Source organism: Bifidobacterium aquikefiri (genome assembly GCF_002259795.1).
Classification (GTDB): domain Bacteria; phylum Actinomycetota; class Actinomycetes; order Actinomycetales; family Bifidobacteriaceae; genus Bombiscardovia; species Bombiscardovia aquikefiri.
In genome coordinates this window covers 434,909-454,462 of record NZ_MWXA01000005.1, presented here as the reverse complement: position 1 = coordinate 454,462, position 19,554 = coordinate 434,909, and the positions used below count along the sequence as shown (strand labels likewise).

14 protein-coding genes and 1 pseudogene are annotated in these 19,554 nt (G+C 52.7%); 11 read left to right on the top strand and 4 right to left on the bottom strand.

The window, feature by feature from the left end:
* Nucleotides 1–9: 9 nt before the first annotated feature.
* Both pyrF and gmk read left to right on the top strand, forming a co-directional pair.
* A pseudogene (pyrF, locus tag BAQU_RS05835) lies at nucleotides 10–915 on the top strand (orotidine-5'-phosphate decarboxylase); the annotation flags it as partial.
* Nucleotides 916–1,127: 212 nt separating this feature from the next.
* Complete coding sequence (gmk, locus tag BAQU_RS05830; RefSeq protein ID WP_094694042.1) at nucleotides 1,128–1,727, top strand: guanylate kinase; 600 nt, start codon at nucleotides 1,128–1,130, stop codon at nucleotides 1,725–1,727.
* Between the two features lie 377 nt (nucleotides 1,728–2,104).
* Here gmk and ilvD read toward each other — a convergent pair whose 3' ends face one another.
* Entirely contained in the window at nucleotides 2,105–3,964 is a 1,860-nt protein-coding gene (ilvD, locus tag BAQU_RS05825) for a dihydroxy-acid dehydratase (RefSeq protein ID WP_094693532.1), read from the bottom strand.
* 169 nt (nucleotides 3,965–4,133) lie between these two features.
* On the opposite strand from ilvD, the gene rpoZ reads away from it, so the two are divergent.
* The 9 genes from rpoZ to glnA all read left to right on the top strand — a co-directional run bounded on the left by rpoZ (nucleotide 4,134) and on the right by glnA (nucleotide 13,236).
* Nucleotides 4,134–4,418 carry a DNA-directed RNA polymerase subunit omega gene (rpoZ, locus tag BAQU_RS05820; RefSeq protein ID WP_094694040.1) on the top strand — a complete coding sequence of 95 codons (285 nt, stop codon included), beginning with the start codon at nucleotides 4,134–4,136 and terminating at the stop codon, nucleotides 4,416–4,418.
* 208 nt (nucleotides 4,419–4,626) lie between these two features.
* Nucleotides 4,627–5,838 carry a methionine adenosyltransferase gene (gene metK / locus BAQU_RS05815; protein WP_094693530.1) on the top strand — a complete coding sequence of 404 codons (1,212 nt, stop codon included), beginning with the start codon at nucleotides 4,627–4,629 and terminating at the stop codon, nucleotides 5,836–5,838.
* 225 nt (nucleotides 5,839–6,063) lie between these two features.
* Nucleotides 6,064–7,461 (top strand): histidinol dehydrogenase, encoded by a 1,398-nt coding sequence (hisD, locus tag BAQU_RS05810; RefSeq protein WP_169713268.1) that lies wholly within the window; start codon nucleotides 6,064–6,066, stop codon nucleotides 7,459–7,461.
* Entirely contained in the window at nucleotides 7,458–8,618 is a 1,161-nt protein-coding gene (locus BAQU_RS05805; protein WP_094693528.1) for a histidinol-phosphate transaminase, read from the top strand. Before hisD ends, BAQU_RS05805 begins: the two co-directional genes overlap by 4 nt.
* A gap of 145 nt (nucleotides 8,619–8,763) precedes the next feature.
* On the top strand, nucleotides 8,764–9,363 hold the full coding sequence (hisB, locus tag BAQU_RS05800; RefSeq protein WP_094694036.1) for an imidazoleglycerol-phosphate dehydratase HisB: 600 nt from the start codon (nucleotides 8,764–8,766) through the stop codon (nucleotides 9,361–9,363).
* The gene (locus tag BAQU_RS05795; protein ID WP_244568445.1) at nucleotides 9,360–10,292 is read left to right on the top strand and encodes a hypothetical protein; all 933 of its coding nucleotides are present in this window, start codon (nucleotides 9,360–9,362) and stop codon (nucleotides 10,290–10,292) included. Before hisB ends, BAQU_RS05795 begins: the two co-directional genes overlap by 4 nt.
* 73 nt (nucleotides 10,293–10,365) lie before the next feature.
* Nucleotides 10,366–11,013 (top strand): imidazole glycerol phosphate synthase subunit HisH, encoded by a 648-nt coding sequence (gene hisH, locus BAQU_RS05790; RefSeq protein ID WP_094693526.1) that lies wholly within the window; start codon nucleotides 10,366–10,368, stop codon nucleotides 11,011–11,013.
* A gap of 46 nt (nucleotides 11,014–11,059) precedes the next feature.
* A complete protein-coding gene (gene priA, locus BAQU_RS05785; RefSeq protein WP_094693524.1) occupies nucleotides 11,060–11,800 on the top strand; it encodes a bifunctional 1-(5-phosphoribosyl)-5-((5-phosphoribosylamino)methylideneamino)imidazole-4-carboxamide isomerase/phosphoribosylanthranilate isomerase PriA in 741 nt (246 codons plus the stop codon).
* Nucleotides 11,801–11,898: 98 nt separating this feature from the next.
* Nucleotides 11,899–13,236, top strand: coding sequence for a type I glutamate--ammonia ligase (glnA, locus tag BAQU_RS05780; protein WP_094693522.1), 1,338 nt, complete (start codon nucleotides 11,899–11,901; stop codon nucleotides 13,234–13,236).
* Nucleotides 13,237–13,453: 217 nt separating this feature from the next.
* Here glnA and BAQU_RS05770 read toward each other — a convergent pair whose 3' ends face one another.
* From BAQU_RS05770 to BAQU_RS05760, 3 genes are all read right to left on the bottom strand, one after another.
* Nucleotides 13,454–14,380 (bottom strand): hemagglutinin, encoded by a 927-nt coding sequence (locus BAQU_RS05770; RefSeq protein ID WP_244568444.1) that lies wholly within the window; start codon nucleotides 14,378–14,380, stop codon nucleotides 13,454–13,456.
* Between the two features lie 91 nt (nucleotides 14,381–14,471).
* Nucleotides 14,472–18,575 (bottom strand): ATP-dependent RNA helicase HrpA, encoded by a 4,104-nt coding sequence (hrpA, locus tag BAQU_RS05765; protein WP_094693518.1) that lies wholly within the window; start codon nucleotides 18,573–18,575, stop codon nucleotides 14,472–14,474.
* The gene (locus tag BAQU_RS05760) at nucleotides 18,572–19,372 is read right to left on the bottom strand and encodes a class I SAM-dependent methyltransferase (RefSeq protein ID WP_094694030.1); all 801 of its coding nucleotides are present in this window, start codon (nucleotides 19,370–19,372) and stop codon (nucleotides 18,572–18,574) included. Before BAQU_RS05760 ends, hrpA begins: the two co-directional genes overlap by 4 nt.
* Nucleotides 19,373–19,554 lie beyond the last annotated feature (182 nt).

Below are 19,554 nucleotides of genomic sequence, written 5' to 3'. Positions count from 1 at the left end.
GGATATCTGATGGCAAAGGCGACCCGTGAAGAAGAGATTAAGGCACAGAGATCAGATTTTGGTCTGCGATTAAGCACTTCAATGTCAAAATTCGGGCCGCTTTGCGTCGGCATAGATCCTCACCGAAAGATTCTCAGTGAGTGGGGGTATCAGGTGGATGCCGATGGTGCCGAGATGTTTTCCATGCGCATGCTTCAGGCGGCCCATGGCCGAGCTGCGGCAGTGAAATTCCAGACACCCATGTTCGAACGATACGGTTCAAAAGGTTATGCCGCGCTTGAGCGGGTGCTCTATGCCGCCCGTCAGATGGGAATCATTACGATTGTCGATTGCCTTCGCGGCGGGCTTTCGACTACTATTTCAGCCATTGCCGATGCCTATTTCAAGCCAAATGCGCCGCTGAAGGCGGATGCCATAACCCTGCTTCCCTACTATGGCGCCCGTTCGCTCAACAATCTCACCGACGAAGCCCTGAGTTATGGCCGTGGGGTGTTCATTGCATCGCTCACATCCAATAGTGAGGGTACAAGTCTGCAGTCTGCGATCAGGCAAAGTGGTTCGTACAAAGGCAAGACAGTGGCCTACAGCATAGCCGGAACAGCTCAGAAATTCAATCAGAGCATGGATGGCATGGGCTCTGTTGGACTGATCATCGGAGCAACGATTGGCCAGTGGATCACTACCGGTGGTGTAGATCCATCGAAATTCACCGGACCCATTCTTTCACCAGGATATGGATGGCAGGGTGCCGAGGCTCATGATCTGAAGACGGTATTTGCCGGCACACAAGGTAATGTTCTGGTAACTGTATCCCGTTCGATTGCAACTCATGGACCTCAGATTGATAAGCTCGCACAGGCGACGGAAAGCATTGCACTGGATGTGCGCCAAGCCTTGTCTGAGGCGACGAAGGAAACTGCAAGTGATAACTTTGCAGGAGATGCCGTGAAACACGATGTCACTGCAAAAAAGAGTAAGACAAATGTGCATACAGCTTCGTCAGCAACAACTCAATCTATGAACGAGGGGAAGTAGTCGTGACGGTGAGTGAATCCGTAATCCGACAATCCAAGGATTCTTCTGCACAAGTGTCTGCAAGTTCTCCAGCCGCTGCAGACAATGCAGTGATGAATCATAAAGAGCCGCAGCAAGGTCATCAACGACTCATCGTTCTTACCGGTCCGACCGCTGTAGGCAAAGGTACGGTTGAGGCAAAACTTCGATCAAGGCATCCAGAAGTATGGGTTTCGGTTTCTGCGACGACTCGTGATTCTCGTCCCGGCGAACGTAATGGCATCAACTACTGGTTTGTTTCTGAAGAAGAATTTGCTGCCATGGAGCAACGGGGTGAATTCCTTGAAACTGCACTGGTACATAACATGGCGCATTACGGAACACCACTGCAACCAGTGCTCGATCATCTCAAGCAAGGGATTCCAACGATCCTGGAGATTGACTTGCAGGGTGCACATCGTGTTCGCCAACGCGCGAAAGAGCTCAATCTTGATGTTGTATATGTATTTTTGGCCCCTCCAAGCTTTGACGATCTGATTCGCCGCCTTGCTTCTCGTGGCACTGAAAACGAAGAGCAGCGCACGAAGCGCCTTGCCACTGCACGAGTCGAGCTTGCCAGTGAGGGTGAATTCGATGTCGTCATCGTCAACGACACCGTTGAGAACGCCGCCGACGCCATGTGGAACGTGATTGCGAAGGAATACAATCTCTAAGAGCTTGTTACTGGACCCTCGAGAAGCTGGCCCTGCTTCTTTTGTGGTCCTGATTGGGTTGCCTTGCATCTTTTGTCATCCCGAGCGAGCGAAGCGAGTCGAGGGATCTCCTCGTGTCCGCTGTGGATGGGATCTCTCGACTTCGGCTGCGCCTACGCTCGAGATGACAAGGAAAAGCATTCATAGGATGACGGGAGAAGAGCACATCTGGCACCGTGTGCGCCTTTGCTCGAGATAACAGCAATAAGAGCGCCTTGGATGAAGGAAATAGACTCTGATGTAACCCTGATATGGATATGTCTCCGTGAATCGTAGGATCCGCGGAGACATATCCATATCTACGGTGCTGTCGATGCTCGAATCGAGTCGAAACAGCCTTATGCGAGGCCAGAGAGCTTGTTGATAAGGTCAGGGTCACGGGTGGCACCCTTGTCCGCCGAACGCGCGAATGCCGCGTATGCCTTGAGTGCCAGGGAAACATGGCGGTTGCGGTGTGCCACGTAGCCATCTCCAGCCTCAAGCTCTGCCTTTCGCTGTGCAAGTTCCTCGTCGCTCAGATCGACATTCACTGTTCGATTGGGAATGTCGATGACGATCATGTCGCCGTTCTTGATCAGGGCGATCGGCCCTTTGCTTGCAGCTTCAGGAGCGATATGGCCGATTGACAATCCTGAGGAGCCTCCCGAGTAACGGCCATCGGTGAGCAAAGCCACCTCCTTGCCTATACCCTTGCCTTTCACGAAGGATGTTGGGTAGAGCATCTCCTGCATGCCAGGGCCGCCCTTTGGACCTTCATATCGAATGATCAATGCCTGGCCTGGCTTCAGGGTTCCATTAAGAATGACCTTGACGGCCTCCTCCTGAGATTCGACGACCAGAGCAGGGCCACGGAAGTGCCAGATTTCCTTAGGAACGCCGGCCGTTTTCACCACGCATCCGTCGGGAGCAAGGTTGCCGTGAAGAATGGCCAAACCGCCCTCATTCACCGCTGGATGTTGAAGGTCGTGAATGGCACCATTGATTCGGTCTGTGTCAAGGTCAGGGAATTCCTCGGACTGGTTCCATGGCTTTGGCGAACGGATATGTCCGGGCGCTGCATGGTAGAGCTTTTTCGCCTCGTCCAGGCAACTTGGACGCATGATGTCCCAGTCATCGAGCTTCGCTTCAAGGCTTGGATAATCGATGGAATGAGTATCTTTGTGGAGCACACCGCCACGGTCGAGCTCTCCAAGGATGCCGCAGATGCCGCCCGCGCGGTGAACATCGGAAATCTCCCAATCGCCGGAAGGCGAAGCCTTACAGATGCATGGCACGGTGTGTGATATGCGTTCGATATCGTCGAGGGTGAAGTCAACGTCAGCGGACTGTGCGGCGGCAAGAATGTGCAGAACGGTGTTGGAAGAGCCTCCCATGGCAACATCCATTGTCATTGCATTTTCAAAGGCATGCTTCGTCGCGATTGCGCGTGGAAGTACCGATTCATCGTCATCATCGTAATAGCGTTTGGCAATGTCGATGATGGCCTTGCCCGCTTTGGTGAAGAGTGAACGCCGTGCGGTGTGCGAAGCGAGTGTGGTTCCGTTGCCGGGAAGGGCAAGACCCATGGCTTCGGTCAGGCAATTCATCGAGTTCGCTGTAAACATGCCAGCGCAAGAACCACAGGTCGGGCATACGGACTTTTCCAGTGCAAGTACGTCCTCGTCGTTCATGCTGTCATCGGCCGAAGCATACATTACATCGATAAGATCGGTGTTCTCCTTGACCTCACCGTCGGGCATGACGGTGGTGCCGGCCTCCATGGGGCCTCCAGAGACAAATACTGTCGGAATGTTCAACCGCAGGGCCGCAAGCAACATGCCAGGCGTGATCTTGTCACAGTTTGAAATGCAAATCAGTGCATCGGCGCAATGGGCATTCACTGAGTATTCAACGGCATCGGCAATCAGATCTCGGCTTGGCAGTGAATACAGCATGCCGGTATGACCCATGGCAATGCCATCGTCAACGGCGATGGTATTGAACTCTCGAGGAATGCCGCCCGCCTCTTTCACCGCCTGGGAAACCAAGCGGCCGACCTGATTCAGATGAACATGCCCCGGAACGAATTCGGAGAATGAATTTGCTATCGCGACGATAGGTTTGCCAAAATCGTTGCCAGAAACTCCGGCAGCACGATAGAGGGCGCGAGCCCCGGCGAACATTCGTCCGTTCATTAATTTTGCTGACCTCATTTGCATAGTGACCATTCAAGCGGGATAGTTGGGCAAATGAGTGGCGAGGGTCAAATAGTGGGATTATTCAAGTTGGAAATCAGAGCAGCCCATTCACAAAATCGTATCGATGCGATATAATCGCGAAGATTGCAAGGCTGATGCATTCATCGGCATTATTCGTATTGGAGATTATATGGCACTCGGTACCGAACCAACACCAACAGGATTTGCAAAACCAACCATCGACGAACTCATGCAGCACGCCGATTCCAAATATGCGCTTTCCATTTTCGCTGCGAAACGTGCACGTCAAATCAACTCATATTTTACACAGCTCAATGAAGGTCTGCTGCAGAACGTTGGTCCCCTGGTTGAGTATCAGAATCAGGAAAAACCATTGTCCATCGCCTTCCGCGAAATCAACGAGGGACTTCTTGAAGAGAAGCTCGGCGACGATGATTTGAGCGAGGGCAACTGATTCTGCAGACACAACCTTATGTCTGGTTGTATCAATATCCATACGATTTACATCTAGTAATTGACCTACCTAAGGCATAGGGTTGTTGTCGTATTGTTTGCACGAATGCAGACGGTAGGTTTGCTGACTTGCTGTCTGCCAAGGGGAGAGGACTCCGAAAGGGGTCCTTTCCTCATAATTATGGTTTGCATAGGGGGTATCGCGAATAATGGCAGAGCGAAAACTAATTTCTGCGGAATCGGTGACCGAAGGTCATCCTGACAAGGTTTGTGACCAGATATCAGATGAGATTTTGGACGATCTATTGGCGCAGGATCCCTATTCGCACGTTGCTGTGGAAACTTCCGCAACAACCGGTCAGTTCTTCGTTTTCGGCGAGGTGACATCGAAGGGCTATACCGATATCCAGCATGAAGTTCGTTCCGTTCTTCGAAAAATCGGATACACAAGCTCTGATATAGGTCTGGATGCCGATTCCTGTGGCGTACTCGTCGCTCTTGGAGAACAGAGTTCAGAAATCAATCAGGGTGTCGATCGCCTCAGCCGCGAGCAGGAGAATGCTGCTACTCGAGAAGAGCGCTATGAGGCACAAGGGGCGGGCGATCAGGGAGTCATGTTCGGCTATGCAACCGACGAGACCGATGTGTTGATGCCGCTGCCAATCTATATGGCTCACCGACTGGCGTATCGCTTGGCTGAGGTCCGCAAGCAGGGGATCATTCCTCATTTGCGTCCCGATGGCAAGACGCAGGTCACCATCGAGTACGATGAAAATGACAACCCGCTGCGTGTGAACACCGTACTGATTTCCACACAGCATGATCCAGATGTGGACCGTGACTGGCTGACCAATCAACTCGCCGAACATGTCATCACACCCGTGCTCGCAGAGGTCTGCGGCGACAAGGTCGAGCATGAAGGGTACAGACTGCTCGTAAATCCAACCGGCTCCTTCATTCTTGGCGGGCCGTCTGCAGATGCAGGTCTGACAGGCAGGAAGATCATCGTTGACACCTATGGTGGTGCCGCGCATCACGGTGGCGGTGCCTTCTCAGGCAAGGATCCGAGCAAGGTTGATCGTTCCGCTGCATATGCCGCGCGTTGGGTTGCAAAGAATATCGTTGCGGCAGGGCTGGCTCACCGTGTCGAGGTACAGATTGCCTATGCAATTGGTGTTGCCGATCCTGTAAGCATCAATGTGGAGACCTATGGAACTGAGATTGGTGTCTCGAGAGATCAGATTCAGGATGCTGTGCGTAAGGTATTTGATCTTCGACCGGCAGCGATCATCGATGAGCTCGATCTGTTGCGCCCAATCTATGCGAAGACTGCCGCATACGGTCACTTTGGCCGCGAGGATCCGGACTTCACATGGGAAAACGTTGACAAGGTCGATGCATTGAAGGCATCAATCGCCTGATTTACGCATTCCATAGTGCTCATTGTGAACTCGCTCAGGTATCACATCGAAATGCTGGCTTAATGCTGGTGGAAGAGAGCGTATTTCATGCGTTGATACTTTCCTGAGTTCACAACGAGTGAGGGCACTGAGAATGTTGAATCAGTTCATTGAAATAATCTCAAAATTCGAGACGATTTGTCTCAAATTCAGCTCTCGTCATCGGTGGAATCTACCATCGAAGTCATGACAGACAACATAATGCATGTAATCGATTTGCGCGGCAAGAATCTGAGTCGCGCTGACCTTCTCAAAACCATGCCACGAGCCTCCATGGGCACACATGAGGCCACTGAGCTCGTTCGTCCGATTCTTGAAGATGTGCGCAAGCGTGGTGCTGCCTCATTGAGAGATTACGAAGAACGATTCGATCATGTGCGTCCGGTTTATCTCAGGGTTCCCAAGGAGCGTCTGCAAGAGGCCTTGGATGCCCTTGACCCCAAGGTTCGTGAGGCCGTTGAAGAGTCCGTGCATCGTTGTCGTGCAGTCAGCACTTCGCAGGTTCCCAGTGGTTTCCACACCGATCTGGCAGAAGGGGCACGTGTCTCGGAGCGTTGGATCCCCATCGAGCGCGTTGGTCTCTACGTTCCCGGCGGCAAAGCCGTATATCCGAGTTCGGTCATCATGAATGTCGTGCCCGCACAGACAGCGGGAGTGGAGTCGCTCGCCATCGCGACACCGCCATCCAAATCGTCCGCGGAAGGTCTTCCCGATCCGACGATCATGGCGACATGCGCCATTCTTGACGTTGACGAGGTCTATGCCGTTGGAGGTGCGCAGGCAATCGCCATGTTTGCCTATGGCGCTGCCGGCAGCGAGGAGCAGGATGGCGACATTCTCTGTGATCCAGTCGATAAGATCACGGGTCCTGGCAATATCTTCGTAGCCACTGCAAAGAGTCTGGTTTCAGGCATCGTGGGCATCGATGCAGTCGCAGGACCTACCGAAATCGCGATTCTTGCAGATGCAACCGCCAATCCAGAGTATCTTGCAGCCGATCTCATCGGGCAGGCAGAGCATGATGAATTGGCAGGATCCGTACTCATCACCGATGATGAGTCTCAGATTCAGAAGGTTCAAGACAGTCTGAACAGAAGAGTTCCCCGAACCGAACACAGCGAAAGAGTTCATACTTCGTTGGGCGGCTCCCAGTCGGGAATCATTCTGACCGATAATCTCGAACAATCCATTGCCGCAGCCAATGCCTATGCCGCCGAGCATCTTGAGATTCAGACGTCTGATCCAGATACGACGATTTCCCACATTCGCAATGCCGGCGCCATCTTCCGCGGACCGTTCTCACCTGTACCTCTCGGCGACTACATGTCCGGTTCAAACCATGTGCTGCCGACAGGAGGAACCGCTCGCTTTGCTAGCGGTCTTGGTGTGCACACTTTCATGAAACCGGTCGAGGTCATCGAATATGACGAGGATGGTTTAAAGGCTCTTGCCGACAAGATCAACACATTTGCTGTGAGTGAGGATCTGCCGGGCCATGGTGAATGCGTACTCACACGATTCGTCAACGATCCTTACGACAAGCAGAGCTTGAAGGATCAGGAACGAGAGGCTGGTCTGCTATGACTTCAATTCCATCGTCATTGCCCCTGCGCAACGACCTCATAGGCGAGGAGCCATACGGCGCCCCTCAGTTGGATGTTCCCGTATGTCTCAATGTCAACGAGAACCCCTACCCGCTAGATGACGAGGTGGCAGATACCATCGCACGTCGAGTGAGGGAAGTGGCGCAGAACCTGAACCGTTATCCTGACCGCGAGCACATCAAGCTGCGCCAGGCGTTCTGCGACTACCTTGCCTATGAATCCGGCACACGTCTGGGTGTCGAACAACTGTGGGGTGCGAATGGTTCGAACGAAATCATGCTGCAGATTTTTCAGGCATTCGGTGGACCAGGCCGCACTGCTCTTGGCTGTGACCCGACATATTCCATGTATCCGGAATATGCACGAGACACCTTCACCTCGTGGAAGGTGATTCACCGCAAAGGTGACTTCACCATCGACCTTGACAAGACAATCGAAGGCATCACGAGCATCGGACCGTCAATTGTGCTGCTGACGAGTCCGAATAATCCAACAGGGACTAACCTGCCATTGAGCGATGTGAAGACGTTGCTCGCAATATGTGAGCAGACACAGGTTGCAGGAGCTCAAGAAGGCACTCATCCGGTGGTCATAATCGATGAAGCGTATGTGGAGTTTCGCAATCCGGGCACCCCTTCCGCCGTGTCGTTGATTCCTGAGCATCACAATCTTGCCGTTTCCCGAACCATGTCAAAGGCCTTTGCCTTTGCGGGTGCTCGAGTCGGCTATCTAGCCGCAGACGCAGGCATCATCGATTGCCTCAGAATCGTACGCATGCCATATCATTTGAGTGCCATCACGCAGGCAGCGGCTCTGGCGGCTTTTGAACATACCGATCTTCAGCTGAAACGTGTTGCAAAGCTTCGTGAGACCAGAGAAGAGACCGCGGCATGGCTGAGAAGCCAGCAATACCATGGCAGCAATCTCCAAGTTGCAGATTCCGAATCAAACTTCTTGCTTTTTGGAAAATTCGATGACCGCATGCTCGTTTTCAATAAACTGCTCAGTCGTGGCATACTGATTCGCGTGGTTGGCCCTGATCATTGGCTTCGAGTCTGCATGGGAACAGAGAGGGAAATGTCGACATTCAGAACGGCATTTGCCGAAGTGCTGGCAACGATAGATAAGCAACAGTAAGCAACCATGCAATACAACACAACGTGGAAGACCCGCACATCTGATGATCGGCATCACCGAAGACCATCGGCAAGGGCCAGAAGCGCTGTCGATAACCATGAACTGCCTGCAGATCCGCGAGGGCATTGTCATAAAGGAGCAACATATGGATCGCACAGCATCAATAACCCGCATCACGAGCGAATCGAATGTTTCGCTGAGTTTGAATCTTGACGGCACCGGTGAGACCCATGTTGACACGAGCGTGCCCTTCTACAACCATATGATGACTGCACTTGGCAAGCATTCACTGATTGATCTCGATATCAAGGCCAGTGGCGATACCGATATTGACGTACACCATACGGTCGAGGACATCGCGATTGTCTTCGGCGAGGCTCTCAAGAAGGCTCTCGGAGATAAACGAGGCATTCGACGATTTGCCGATGTCACCGTTCCTCTTGACGAGGCACTGGCGCGAGCCGTCATCGATATTTCTGGAAGACCATATGTCGTGTGCTCAGGCGAGCCTGAGGGTTTTGAGTTCGCTCTGATAGGTGGACATTTCACAGGGTCGCTGGTACGCCATGTCATGGAATCCATCGCCTTGCATGCCGGCATCTGCCTTCACATGACATTGCTTGCCGGGCGCGATCCTCACCACATTGCCGAGGCAGAATTCAAAGCATTGGCTCGAGCATTGCGTGTTGCGGTGGAATCCGATCCGCGTGTCACTGGCATTCCAAGCACGAAGGGAGCGTTGTGAACGATTCTTCAACCGATGCAAACAGCTCGGATTGCGAAGACCACGATTCTCATGAGGAGCACTCGACAAATCTCAACGCACAAGGCATGCATGATGACAATTCGAAGAAACCCCACGAGAGCGGGAAGCATGCCGGCTCTGACAAGGATTCTTCCGATCGCTTGAGTGACGAGGAGATTGACGCTGCCTTCGCCAGTTTTGAAGAGGATTTCAACAAACAGGTGGATGGTGATTTCAATTTCGGTGATGACAACACGATTCATCCGGCTGGAACCCATCGCAATGGGCATACTGCGGCTACAGACTCATCCGGTGAAGAGGATGGCAATGCCTCTGCTTCGCATGCTGCAGATGGCGTTTCGGAGAACCAAACTGAGAACGCCGGCAACCAGGCCGAAGCGTTCAATGATGATCTTGATTTGGACGCTGACTTCCAGAGCGAACTTGAAGGCTTGATTGGTGACAAAGTCAAGGTCGCGGTGATCATTACCCGCATCGCATCCGCTGAATTGTTGGCTGCATTCTGCTGCATCTCCGATATCTCGGCCCGATGCATCGACTCGTCCGAGGGTGCCGTTGCCGTGTTGAACACGCACGAGGCGGACGGACCTGAAAATGCAGCTCAGGATTTGACGGATGTCGTCTCCGGTCTTTCCGTCGTTCTTGCAGTGAATAGAGCCAACAAGCTCGAAGCCAAATTGTGGATGCGCGGCAAGTCTGGAGAGGAATTTGCTCCTCCCATTCTCTTCGCATCGAGTGCATCATTTGTTGAGGACATCATGGTTGGTACGGTGAGCGTCGATTCTCTGAAGCATAACGGTATTACTGTCGTCAATACCGATGATTTGGACCATGATCAGGCGATGGGTATCATTGCCCGACATATGCGTCTCGGTCCTGATTCATCTGCAGGCAAGACAAACGGCTGACTGCACTTCCAGACCGCGTACAGTACTGCAGTACCATGCAGACCTTTCATTTCTACCGTTGTGAGGAGTACCAATGACTTCCATCGTTGTTTTTGATTATGGTTTTGGCAATGTTCGCTCGATGGTTCGTGCACTCGCGAATGTCGGTGCAGATGTGACTCTGACGTCAAATCACCGTGCCGCAATGAATGCCGATGGTGTCGTCGTGCCAGGCGTAGGAGCTTTGGCGGCATGTCTGGAGGGCTTGCGCGATGTTGGCGGCGAGCAGGTCATCAGAGATCGCTTGGCGGATGGCAGACCCGTTCTGGGAGTCTGCGTCGGAGAACAGATCATGTTCGAGTCTGGAGTCGAGAGGGGAGCCCATGCACAAGGTCTTGGGCTCATAGGTGGCACGGTTGCACGGCTTGATGCCGACGTGGTTCCTCATACTGGGTGGAACACGATTCAGGCGGCTGAAGGCACGACATTGCTTCACGGTGTGGAACATGAACGTTTCTACTTCGTTCACTCATATGCGGCTTCGGATGCGCACGATATAGATGTGGATGGATTGGGTGAGAATCCAGGCAAGGTGACACGCTGCGAATATGGGCGAAGTAATTTTGTTGCCGCCTATGAGCGTGGTCCGCTATCGGCGACTCAATTTCATCCCGAAAAATCCGCTCAGGCAGGAGCACGGCTGCTTGAGAATTGGATAGCCACTTTTCCAAATTTCTCATGAGACGTTACCATAGCCATATATTTGATGCGTTGAAAGGATGTTATTCATGCTGACTCTTCTTCCAGCAGTCGATGTGAGAAACGGTAAGGCCGTGCGACTTCGACAAGGTGCTTCGGGCTCAGAGACCGATTACGGCAGTCCCTTGGATGCCGCAAGAACATGGGTTGATGCCGGCGCTGCTTGGATTCATCTTGTGGATTTGGATGCTGCCTTTGGAACAGGGAACAATCGAAGTGAGCTGAAGGCCATTGCCAAGGAACTCGGTTCAAAGGTGCATATCGAGATGAGCGGTGGCATCCGCGATGATGAGAGTCTCGACGAGGCGCTTGATGCGGGAGCCTCACGAGTCAATATTGGCACCGCTGCACTGGAAGATCCAGACTGGACGGCCGGTGCAATCAATCGTTATGGCGATTGCGTTGCTGTTGGCCTTGACGTTCGTGGTCGCACCTTGGCTGCCCGCGGTTGGACGCGTGAAGGTGGGGATCTGTTTGAGACCATCACATTCCTTGATTCGGTTGGTTGTGAACGATACGTGGTAACCGATGTGTCACGAGACGGCATGATGAGCGGACCCAACGTTGATTTGCTTCGTGAAGTTGCAGAATGTACATCCGCGAGTGTCACGGCATCCGGTGGTATTTCGTCGCTTGAGGATATTGAGCATGTAGCTGCATTGGAGGCGTTGGGAGTTGATTCTGCGATTCTTGGAAAATCCCTGTATTCCGGGGCTTTCAGCCTTGAGGACGCTTTGAAGCTTGCGCGACAGCCCGTGCAGCGAACTTGAGAATGTCTGACACACATTGGCATGTTGTGGCAGGGAGTTCTTAGGCACGGCGAAGGTTAGTATTAATTAGGAAATAAATGCATGGGAGCATAGCAGACATGGATAAACAGCAGGAGTTCGCGTTACGCACAGTTGAGGAACGCGACGTACGTTTCATTCGTTTGTGGTTCACCGATGTATTGGGAACATTGAAATCCGTGGCAATAGCACCAGCGGAGCTCGAAGCGGCATTCGAAGAGGGTCTTGGATTCGATGGTTCGGCCATCGAAGGCATGACCAGAGTCTCGGAAGACGATATGATCGTCAAGCCCGATCCCTCGACTTTCCAGATTTTGCCTTGGAGAGGTGGCCCACAGGGTACGGCACGCATGTTTTGCGATATCCTGACACCGGATGGTGAGCCAAGTCTGGGTGACCCGCGTCACGTGTTGAAGAGAGCGCTTTCGAAGGCCAAGGATAAGGGATTCACTTTCTATGTGCACCCTGAGATTGAGTTCTATCTCTTTGAGCAGCAGGAAGACTGGTCAAAGGCACCGACGCCCATCGATCATGGAGGCTATTTCGATCACGTTCCACGCAGTCCGGGGATGGATTTCCGTCGTGCAACGGTGAACATGCTTGAACAGATGGGTATTTCGGTTGAATATTCCCACCACGAGGCGGGACCAGGCCAAAACGAGATTGATCTGCGCTATGCCGATGCCCTCACTACAGCCGACAACATCATGACCTTCAGAACGGTGGTGAAAGAGGTATCGCTGGAACGTGGCATCCATGCCAGCTTCATGCCAAAGCCGTTGTCGGATCAGCCTGGTTCGGGTATGCATACGCACCTGAGTCTTTTTGAAGGTGACGGCAATGCCTTCTACGAGGCTGGGCAGGAGTTCAATATGTCGTTGACTGCGCGTCAGTTCGCGGCCGGCATTCTGCATCATGCTGCTGAAATCACTGCGGTCACCGACCAATATGTCAACTCGTACAAGCGGCTGTGGGGCGGAAACGAAGCTCCAAGCTATGTGTGCTGGGGCCATAACAACCGTTCCGCATTATTGAGAATTCCTCAGTACAAACCAGGCAAGGGTAATTCTGCTCGCATGGAATTCCGGGCGCTCGATCCCGTTACCAATCCCTATCTGGCTTACTCCGTCTTGCTCGCTGCCGGACTTGATGGCATCGAACGGCAGATGACGCTTACCGAACCGACCAGCGATGATGTCTGGGAGCTCACGGATGTAGAACGCCAATCCATGGGCATAGAGCCACTTCCTGATTCTCTGGATGCGGCCTTGAAGATCATGGAGAAGTCCGAATTCGTTGCCGATGTGCTTGGTGAACATGCGTTTGAATATTTCCTACGCAACAAGCGCAAGGAATGGGATGAATACCGCTTGCAGGTCACCCCATATGAGCTGCAAAAGTATTTGCCGACGCTCTAAGCCAATCCACTGAGCGAGTTTTGTTGCCTTTCCACAGTAGGCATGTCGTTTTTTGGTTGTATCAGCTCATATTCCAACGAATATGAGTCTGCATACTGAGAAAAGGCAACAAAACTCGAGATTTCGGGGAAGATACCGAATTGCGCCATATCAGCATGCCGATGTGGAGCGACAGCATTCAATTTCATCGTTGCGTGGGATGTGAATCCGCAACTTCTTAGCGTTTCGCGGCAGTGACGGGGAACCAATGCTTGTATATGTACGAAAAGTTACGATTGCCGTAGCTTGAGCATGAGTCGCCTTCGCCAACCACGGCTTTGAGTGCGGCGGCATTGGGCTGATACGGGGTATAGATATAGAGCAGCGCGGTCGCTTTGTTCTCAATGAATACCTTTGTGCCCCCACACGATGCTGTGGGACTAAAGGCTATGTAATTCAGCTGGCCTGCGTGATAAGAATATTCAGACGCGTGGGCGAGATAGTATTTGAAGCGTTTGGCCGAGCCATAGACTTGCTTGAAGAATCCCGCATATTTCGGATCGCAGCTGGCATCGTCTGGGCAGGAGAGACCCATGGCGGATTTGTATTGCCATGCAGTGGGCTTGGTCGAGCTTACGAGCTGCTGCTCCTTCTGAAGCAATGTGATCAGAACTTTCTGATTGATGCCACATGAGCGTGCTACGCCATCGATGATGGTTGCAGCTGACTGTGACTTGCCACCCTTGAATGCCTTGCATAGCGAATCAGCAGCGATATCGGTGGTGTCCTGCCTATAGTTCTTGAGGCAGGAACTGCCCTGACATGCACTGTTCCTTGCATTGAGAAAGCGCTGTACCGATGAGGCCGTCATGGATGAACTATCGAAGAATTCCTCGTCACTGAAAATCTCACCTGGGTTGAAGTCATAGCGAGTGCTGAACTGCTCCTGACGTTGCTGTGCCTGTTGCACTGCAGCACGATACTGTACCCAGCGAATGCCGAGCATGATCAAAGTCATGGCGAGGATAACCGCAACCGTCGAACCCGAGCACCACACGATTCGCCTGCCGAATGACAGCTTTCGCCATTTGCGGACAATGAAGCTGCCGCTCTTTCTGCGATGTGAGGAATGCTTGCGTCGGGATTGGTGTCTAGTCACTTTCATCACGCACCATCATAGTGGTACACAGTAGTGGCACAAGCGGTGACTTTGAAAGCTTCATGGTATATGGAACAGGTGAAGATCGCGTCTGAGATCATGCCTGCACCAACTTTCGTATGCGCTGCATGCTTACAGGCTGCGAGGTGCCGAGCTCCTGAGCCCAGAGTGAGACATAGAATTCCTCGAGCATCCATCGAGCCTGTTCCGCTTCCTCTATCAGACGATCCCTGCGGTTTCCTGCCGGTTCAGACATGGCCTTGCTTCGAGCACTATCCACCATTCGCTTTGCCTCATCGGCTTCCCATGCCCAGCGGACGTCGCGAGACTTGTCTTTCTTTGCCTTTTCCAAGCGAATGAGATCCGCGTGCAGGAAGCGCTCGATATGGGGCAACTCACATCCAGGGGTGTCCTTCAAAAACCCTTGATACACCAGCGTTGCCATGTGCTCTCGGATCGATTGCAGCACAGCAAGCAGCGGCAGATCTGCCGGACCTGAAATCGCTTTATCGATCTCGGCATAGCGCTTCATGATGCGAATCACGTCATGAGCCACGGCATAGATCGTATCTTCATAGACTTCACGCACGTCTTCGACTGCCTGTGCCAATGCCTGATCGGAGTTGATTCCATCAACATGGGGGAGCAGGCGTTTTACCGTTGCCCACTGCATATCCTGTATGAGTGCCTTCGTGCTCGGATATGGTGTTGCAGCAAGCATCAGTGCTTCTTCACCCAGCCATCGAGACGAAATGCGTTCAGATGGTAGGTGAAGTGTCGCCAGAGTAGCTTTCCACAACATCTGCGAATGCGATGTTGTGGTGGCACCAGCCTGATGCAGCAGTCTGCTCTGTTCCACGGGCTTGCCCTTGCTTGCAGCTTCGGCAGCCTTCTTGCCCACCTGCTGTTTTGCCGCGGCTTCGGATTGCTCGGCGAAACGATGCTGCAGCTGTATCAAGGATTTTCCAGATCCAAGAACCTTCACTCGCTGCTGGTGACGATGATGACCATGGTTCGAGCTTTGTGTCGCTGAATCTTCAATCACGAATGTCATTTTTGTATAGTCAGGCATACGCTTGTTCTGTTCTGCATCGAATATGCTTGGATGAATCTGTGCATCCGATATGGTGATGGCAGCCTCGGTAAAGACCTGAGTAAATTCCGGCCAGAGCGTGACGGATTCTGGAGCTGGTTTTGAATCCCCATCATCTTGTTGTGTTGCATCGACGGATGTGCCGAGACCAGGAAGACATGCGTAGTGCTCATTGATCCAGCTGCGAATCGCACGTGCGGTATCCGGTGCCGGAACGAATTGGACTCGCAGTGCCTTCGGCAGGGACTTTATGGTCGAAAGAATGACATCATCAAGAAAGCCAGGAACATTCCACGTAAATTCCTCAGGTCTGAGCCGTGACAGCAATTTCACCGGGACATGAACGCTCACACCATCGTCGGGTGCCTGCGGGTTGTATACATAGCTCAAGCGCAGACTGAATGTCGAGCCATCGCTGGCTGAGCCCCTCCAACAATCTGGATAGGCATCGAGGTTGTGTGAAGTCGAGGTTTGCAGACGATCGATGTTCAATGGATCGAAATCGAGCAGATGGGGGTGTTGATCATGCTCATGCTTCCACCAATGGGCAAGCGCGGCCACCGATGTGATGTCCTCTGGCAGCATCTGATCGTAGAAGTCATAGAGATCTTCATCATTCACCGCTTCGCCTGGATTGCGCGTGCGGCTGCTTTCATCGTCGGCCTCTTCAAGAATCGAACGGTTGGCCTGCAGAAATCCGTCATACGAAAATCGTTGCTGAACATCACCTTCGACCAATCCCTGTCGAATGAGAAAATCCCGTGCCTCCACCGGATTGATAGAACCCCACTGCACCGTCCTGCCCTGTACGATGGGCAGACCGTACAGCAGAACCTTGGAACTGGCAATGGCCGAGCCATGAGAGGCAGCCCAGTGCGGTTCTGCATAGGTTACGCGCGTCAAAGGGCCTGCGAGAGATTCTGCCCATGCGGGATCAATCTTGGCAGCATTGCGAGCCCAGAGACGAGAAGTCTCGACCAGATCGGTTACCATCACCCATTCTGGAGGGGTCTTGGAAACGCTAGAGGCAGGGAATAGCGCGAAATGGGTGCCGCGAGCACCTTGATACTCATTATGTGACATTTTCTGAGCACGCTTCATGGCTCGAGCGCGGGCAGCGCCACGCAAACCTGCGAAATCCGAGGCTTTGGGCTCGCGAATTATCTGCATGCCCATATTCGAAAGCAGACCGGCGAGCATGGCTCGATGAATGCCTTCGCCATCCCATGAGCACGTCAGACTATATGCTGCCTGCTGGTTCATGGGAAGCTGGCGAATGGCCAGATCAGGTCGCGAAGATGGCAATGGTTCGCCCACCTTGAACTTGAGCTCATGGCACATCTGCGCCAACTGGCGATAGAGATCGCGCCACTGACGCATGCGCATATAGCTCATCATCTCGGACTTGCTCAACCGCCGCAAGACACCGTTGCTCGGGTCACCGTCAGCTTGGAAGAAGCGGTCCCACATATTCAGTGCCGTAAGAAAGTCGCTGGTCTGATCGACGTATCTGTTATGGATTCGATCAGACTCCTCACGTTTTTCCTGGGGACGCTCGCGTGGGTCCTGAAGGCTGAGAAATGCGACGACAACCAGTACCGCTGCCAGGGTATTCGGCGTATTTTTGGCAGCTTCAATGACCATTCTGCCCAGTCGAATGTCAATCGGAATGCGAGCAAGTTTACGTCCAATCGAGGTGAGTCGAACATCGTTGTGCGAACCCCTGTTCGCAGCGATTGCCTTCAATTCAGTCAATTCGGTGAATCCGTCGGAGACGGCACGTATGTCTGGAGGGTCGATGAAGCCGAAATCGGTAACATCCCTGGCTGTTTTCGCAATGCCGACCGAGAGCATATGAAGTACCACTGCTCCGAGGGAGGTTCTGAGAATCTCCGGTTCGGTGAATTTCGGTCGAGTCTCGAAATCCTCTGCAGAATACAGGCGTATGGCAATGCCATCGGCGATTCGGCCACAACGACCGGCACGCTGATTGGCACTGGCCTGGGCGATATCTTCAATGGGCAGCCGTTGAACTTTTGCTGATTTTGAATATCGGCTGATTCTAGCGGTTCCTGGGTCCACCACATATCGGATTCCCGGTACGGTTAGCGAGGTTTCTGCAACATTGGTGGCAATCACGATGCGCTGATGAATATGATGCTCGAATACCTTGTGCTGGTCCTTGGAAGAGAGTCTTGCAAAGAGTGGGAGAATTTCGATGGCATCGTGGCGACGCATGTCGGCGGTTCGAGATCCGAGATGCTTGTTCAGTGCACTTTCGAACTCATGGATGTCGCGTTCGCCAGATGCAAAGACGAGAATGTCCCGAGCACCCTGATCATGCGCCGAGAGTGTCACCAATTCGGTGCACGCCCGTGCCACGCCTTCGGAGATATCCAAGGCCTCATCGTTATCGTCGCTCGAGTGGCTGCCATTCACAGGAGAAGAAAATCGTTGATTGCCAGCGAATCCATCGACATGATTCATCAGGGCAGGAGGTGCATCCAGAGGTTCATAGACAATCTGAACCGGATATGTTCGCCCTGACACTTCGATGATGGGAACCTTCGTGTGCAGTGCCGTTGCAAAATGCTTCTGAAACTTTTCGGAATCGATGGTGGCCGAAGTGATGATCAGTTTCAGATCGTGACGTTGGGGGAGTAAAGCGGTCAAATATCCGAGCAGAAAATCGATGTTCAGGCTGCGCTCATGCGCTTCATCAATGATGATGGTGTCGTATGCGTTGAGTTTCGGATCCCGCTGGATCTGTGCAAGTAGGATGCCATCCGTCACTACTCGTAGACGCGTCTTGGGTGAACTCTCGTCGGTGAAGCGAACCTGGAAACCAACCTCACCGCCGAGATGGACACCGAGCTCGAGTGCAATGCGTTCGGCCACCGTTCTTGCAGCAATTCTGCGAGGCTGAGTGTGAACGATTTGGTGGCCGTGAGTTCCGCGCCCCATCTGCAACAGAATCTTGGGAATCTGGGTGGTCTTCCCCGAACCGGTTTGGCCGGAAACGATAACGACCTGAGACTTGCGAACAGCTTGCTCGATCTCAGTCCGAGCGGCGCTGACCGGTAATTCCTGTGGATAATCAAATCTCATATAGCGAGACGCTCCGTCTTGTTTTCTGGATGCTGGTGCTCTGAGTTGGATGGATTGCCAATGCCTTCGCCAGTCTTGTCATCATTCGCGCTATGGCCAGTTGGGTTATGATCGCCTGCGTTGCGGTGAAGATGCAGGATTCTAAAGCCCTTCGATGATGCCGTCTTTTCGACGGTCCACGGTTGAATATCCTCAGTCTGCCCGGTGGATGCATTGGATACATCCACCGCATTCGACGCATTCAATGTGGAGTCGAGCCACGCCCTCAACGAGTCAGCTCCCAGATTCTTCTGCACGACAAGATATGCGTCACCTCCAACGCTCAAACGTGCAAGATATTGCATCAGCAGTGCATGCAGGTCGGCTTTACCTATGCGAATCGGCGGATTCGACCATATCAGATCAAAGCTCATGTCAGTGGGCATATTCGTGGGAGTGAATGCCGACACGTTCGAGAAACCATTCAACTGTGCATTGTGGGAAGTGAGCTCAACGGCTCGTTCATTGACATCCACCGCCACGATCTGAGCATCGGGAGATTCCTGTGCAAGGGAGAGAGCAACTGGACCCCAACCGCAACCGAGATCGAGAAAACGGCCATGTTTCGGTGCTTCAGGGGCATGCCTGAGTAGCACGGATGTGCCCAGATCGACTCGATTCATTGAAAACACACCGTGCGAGGTCTCCACATTCATCTCATGTCCGCGCAGCTTCACCTTGAGCGTCCGCCGTACATCGGGCGTTTCAGGATGCGCAGAAAAGTATTGCCCGTTAGCTGTATTCTCTTCTGAAGTCATACCTTTACCCTGCCCTTTGCTCGTTGCACCACGCATTATGCGTCTGACATCTTTCCCCGAAAACATTCCATTGCCAGTGAACATGTCGCAACTCGTGATGATAATACAAGGAATATGGTAGGCGATGCGCGGATTTCCAAGCTCATAATCCTACCCGCATAGCGTAACCAGACCATAATTTC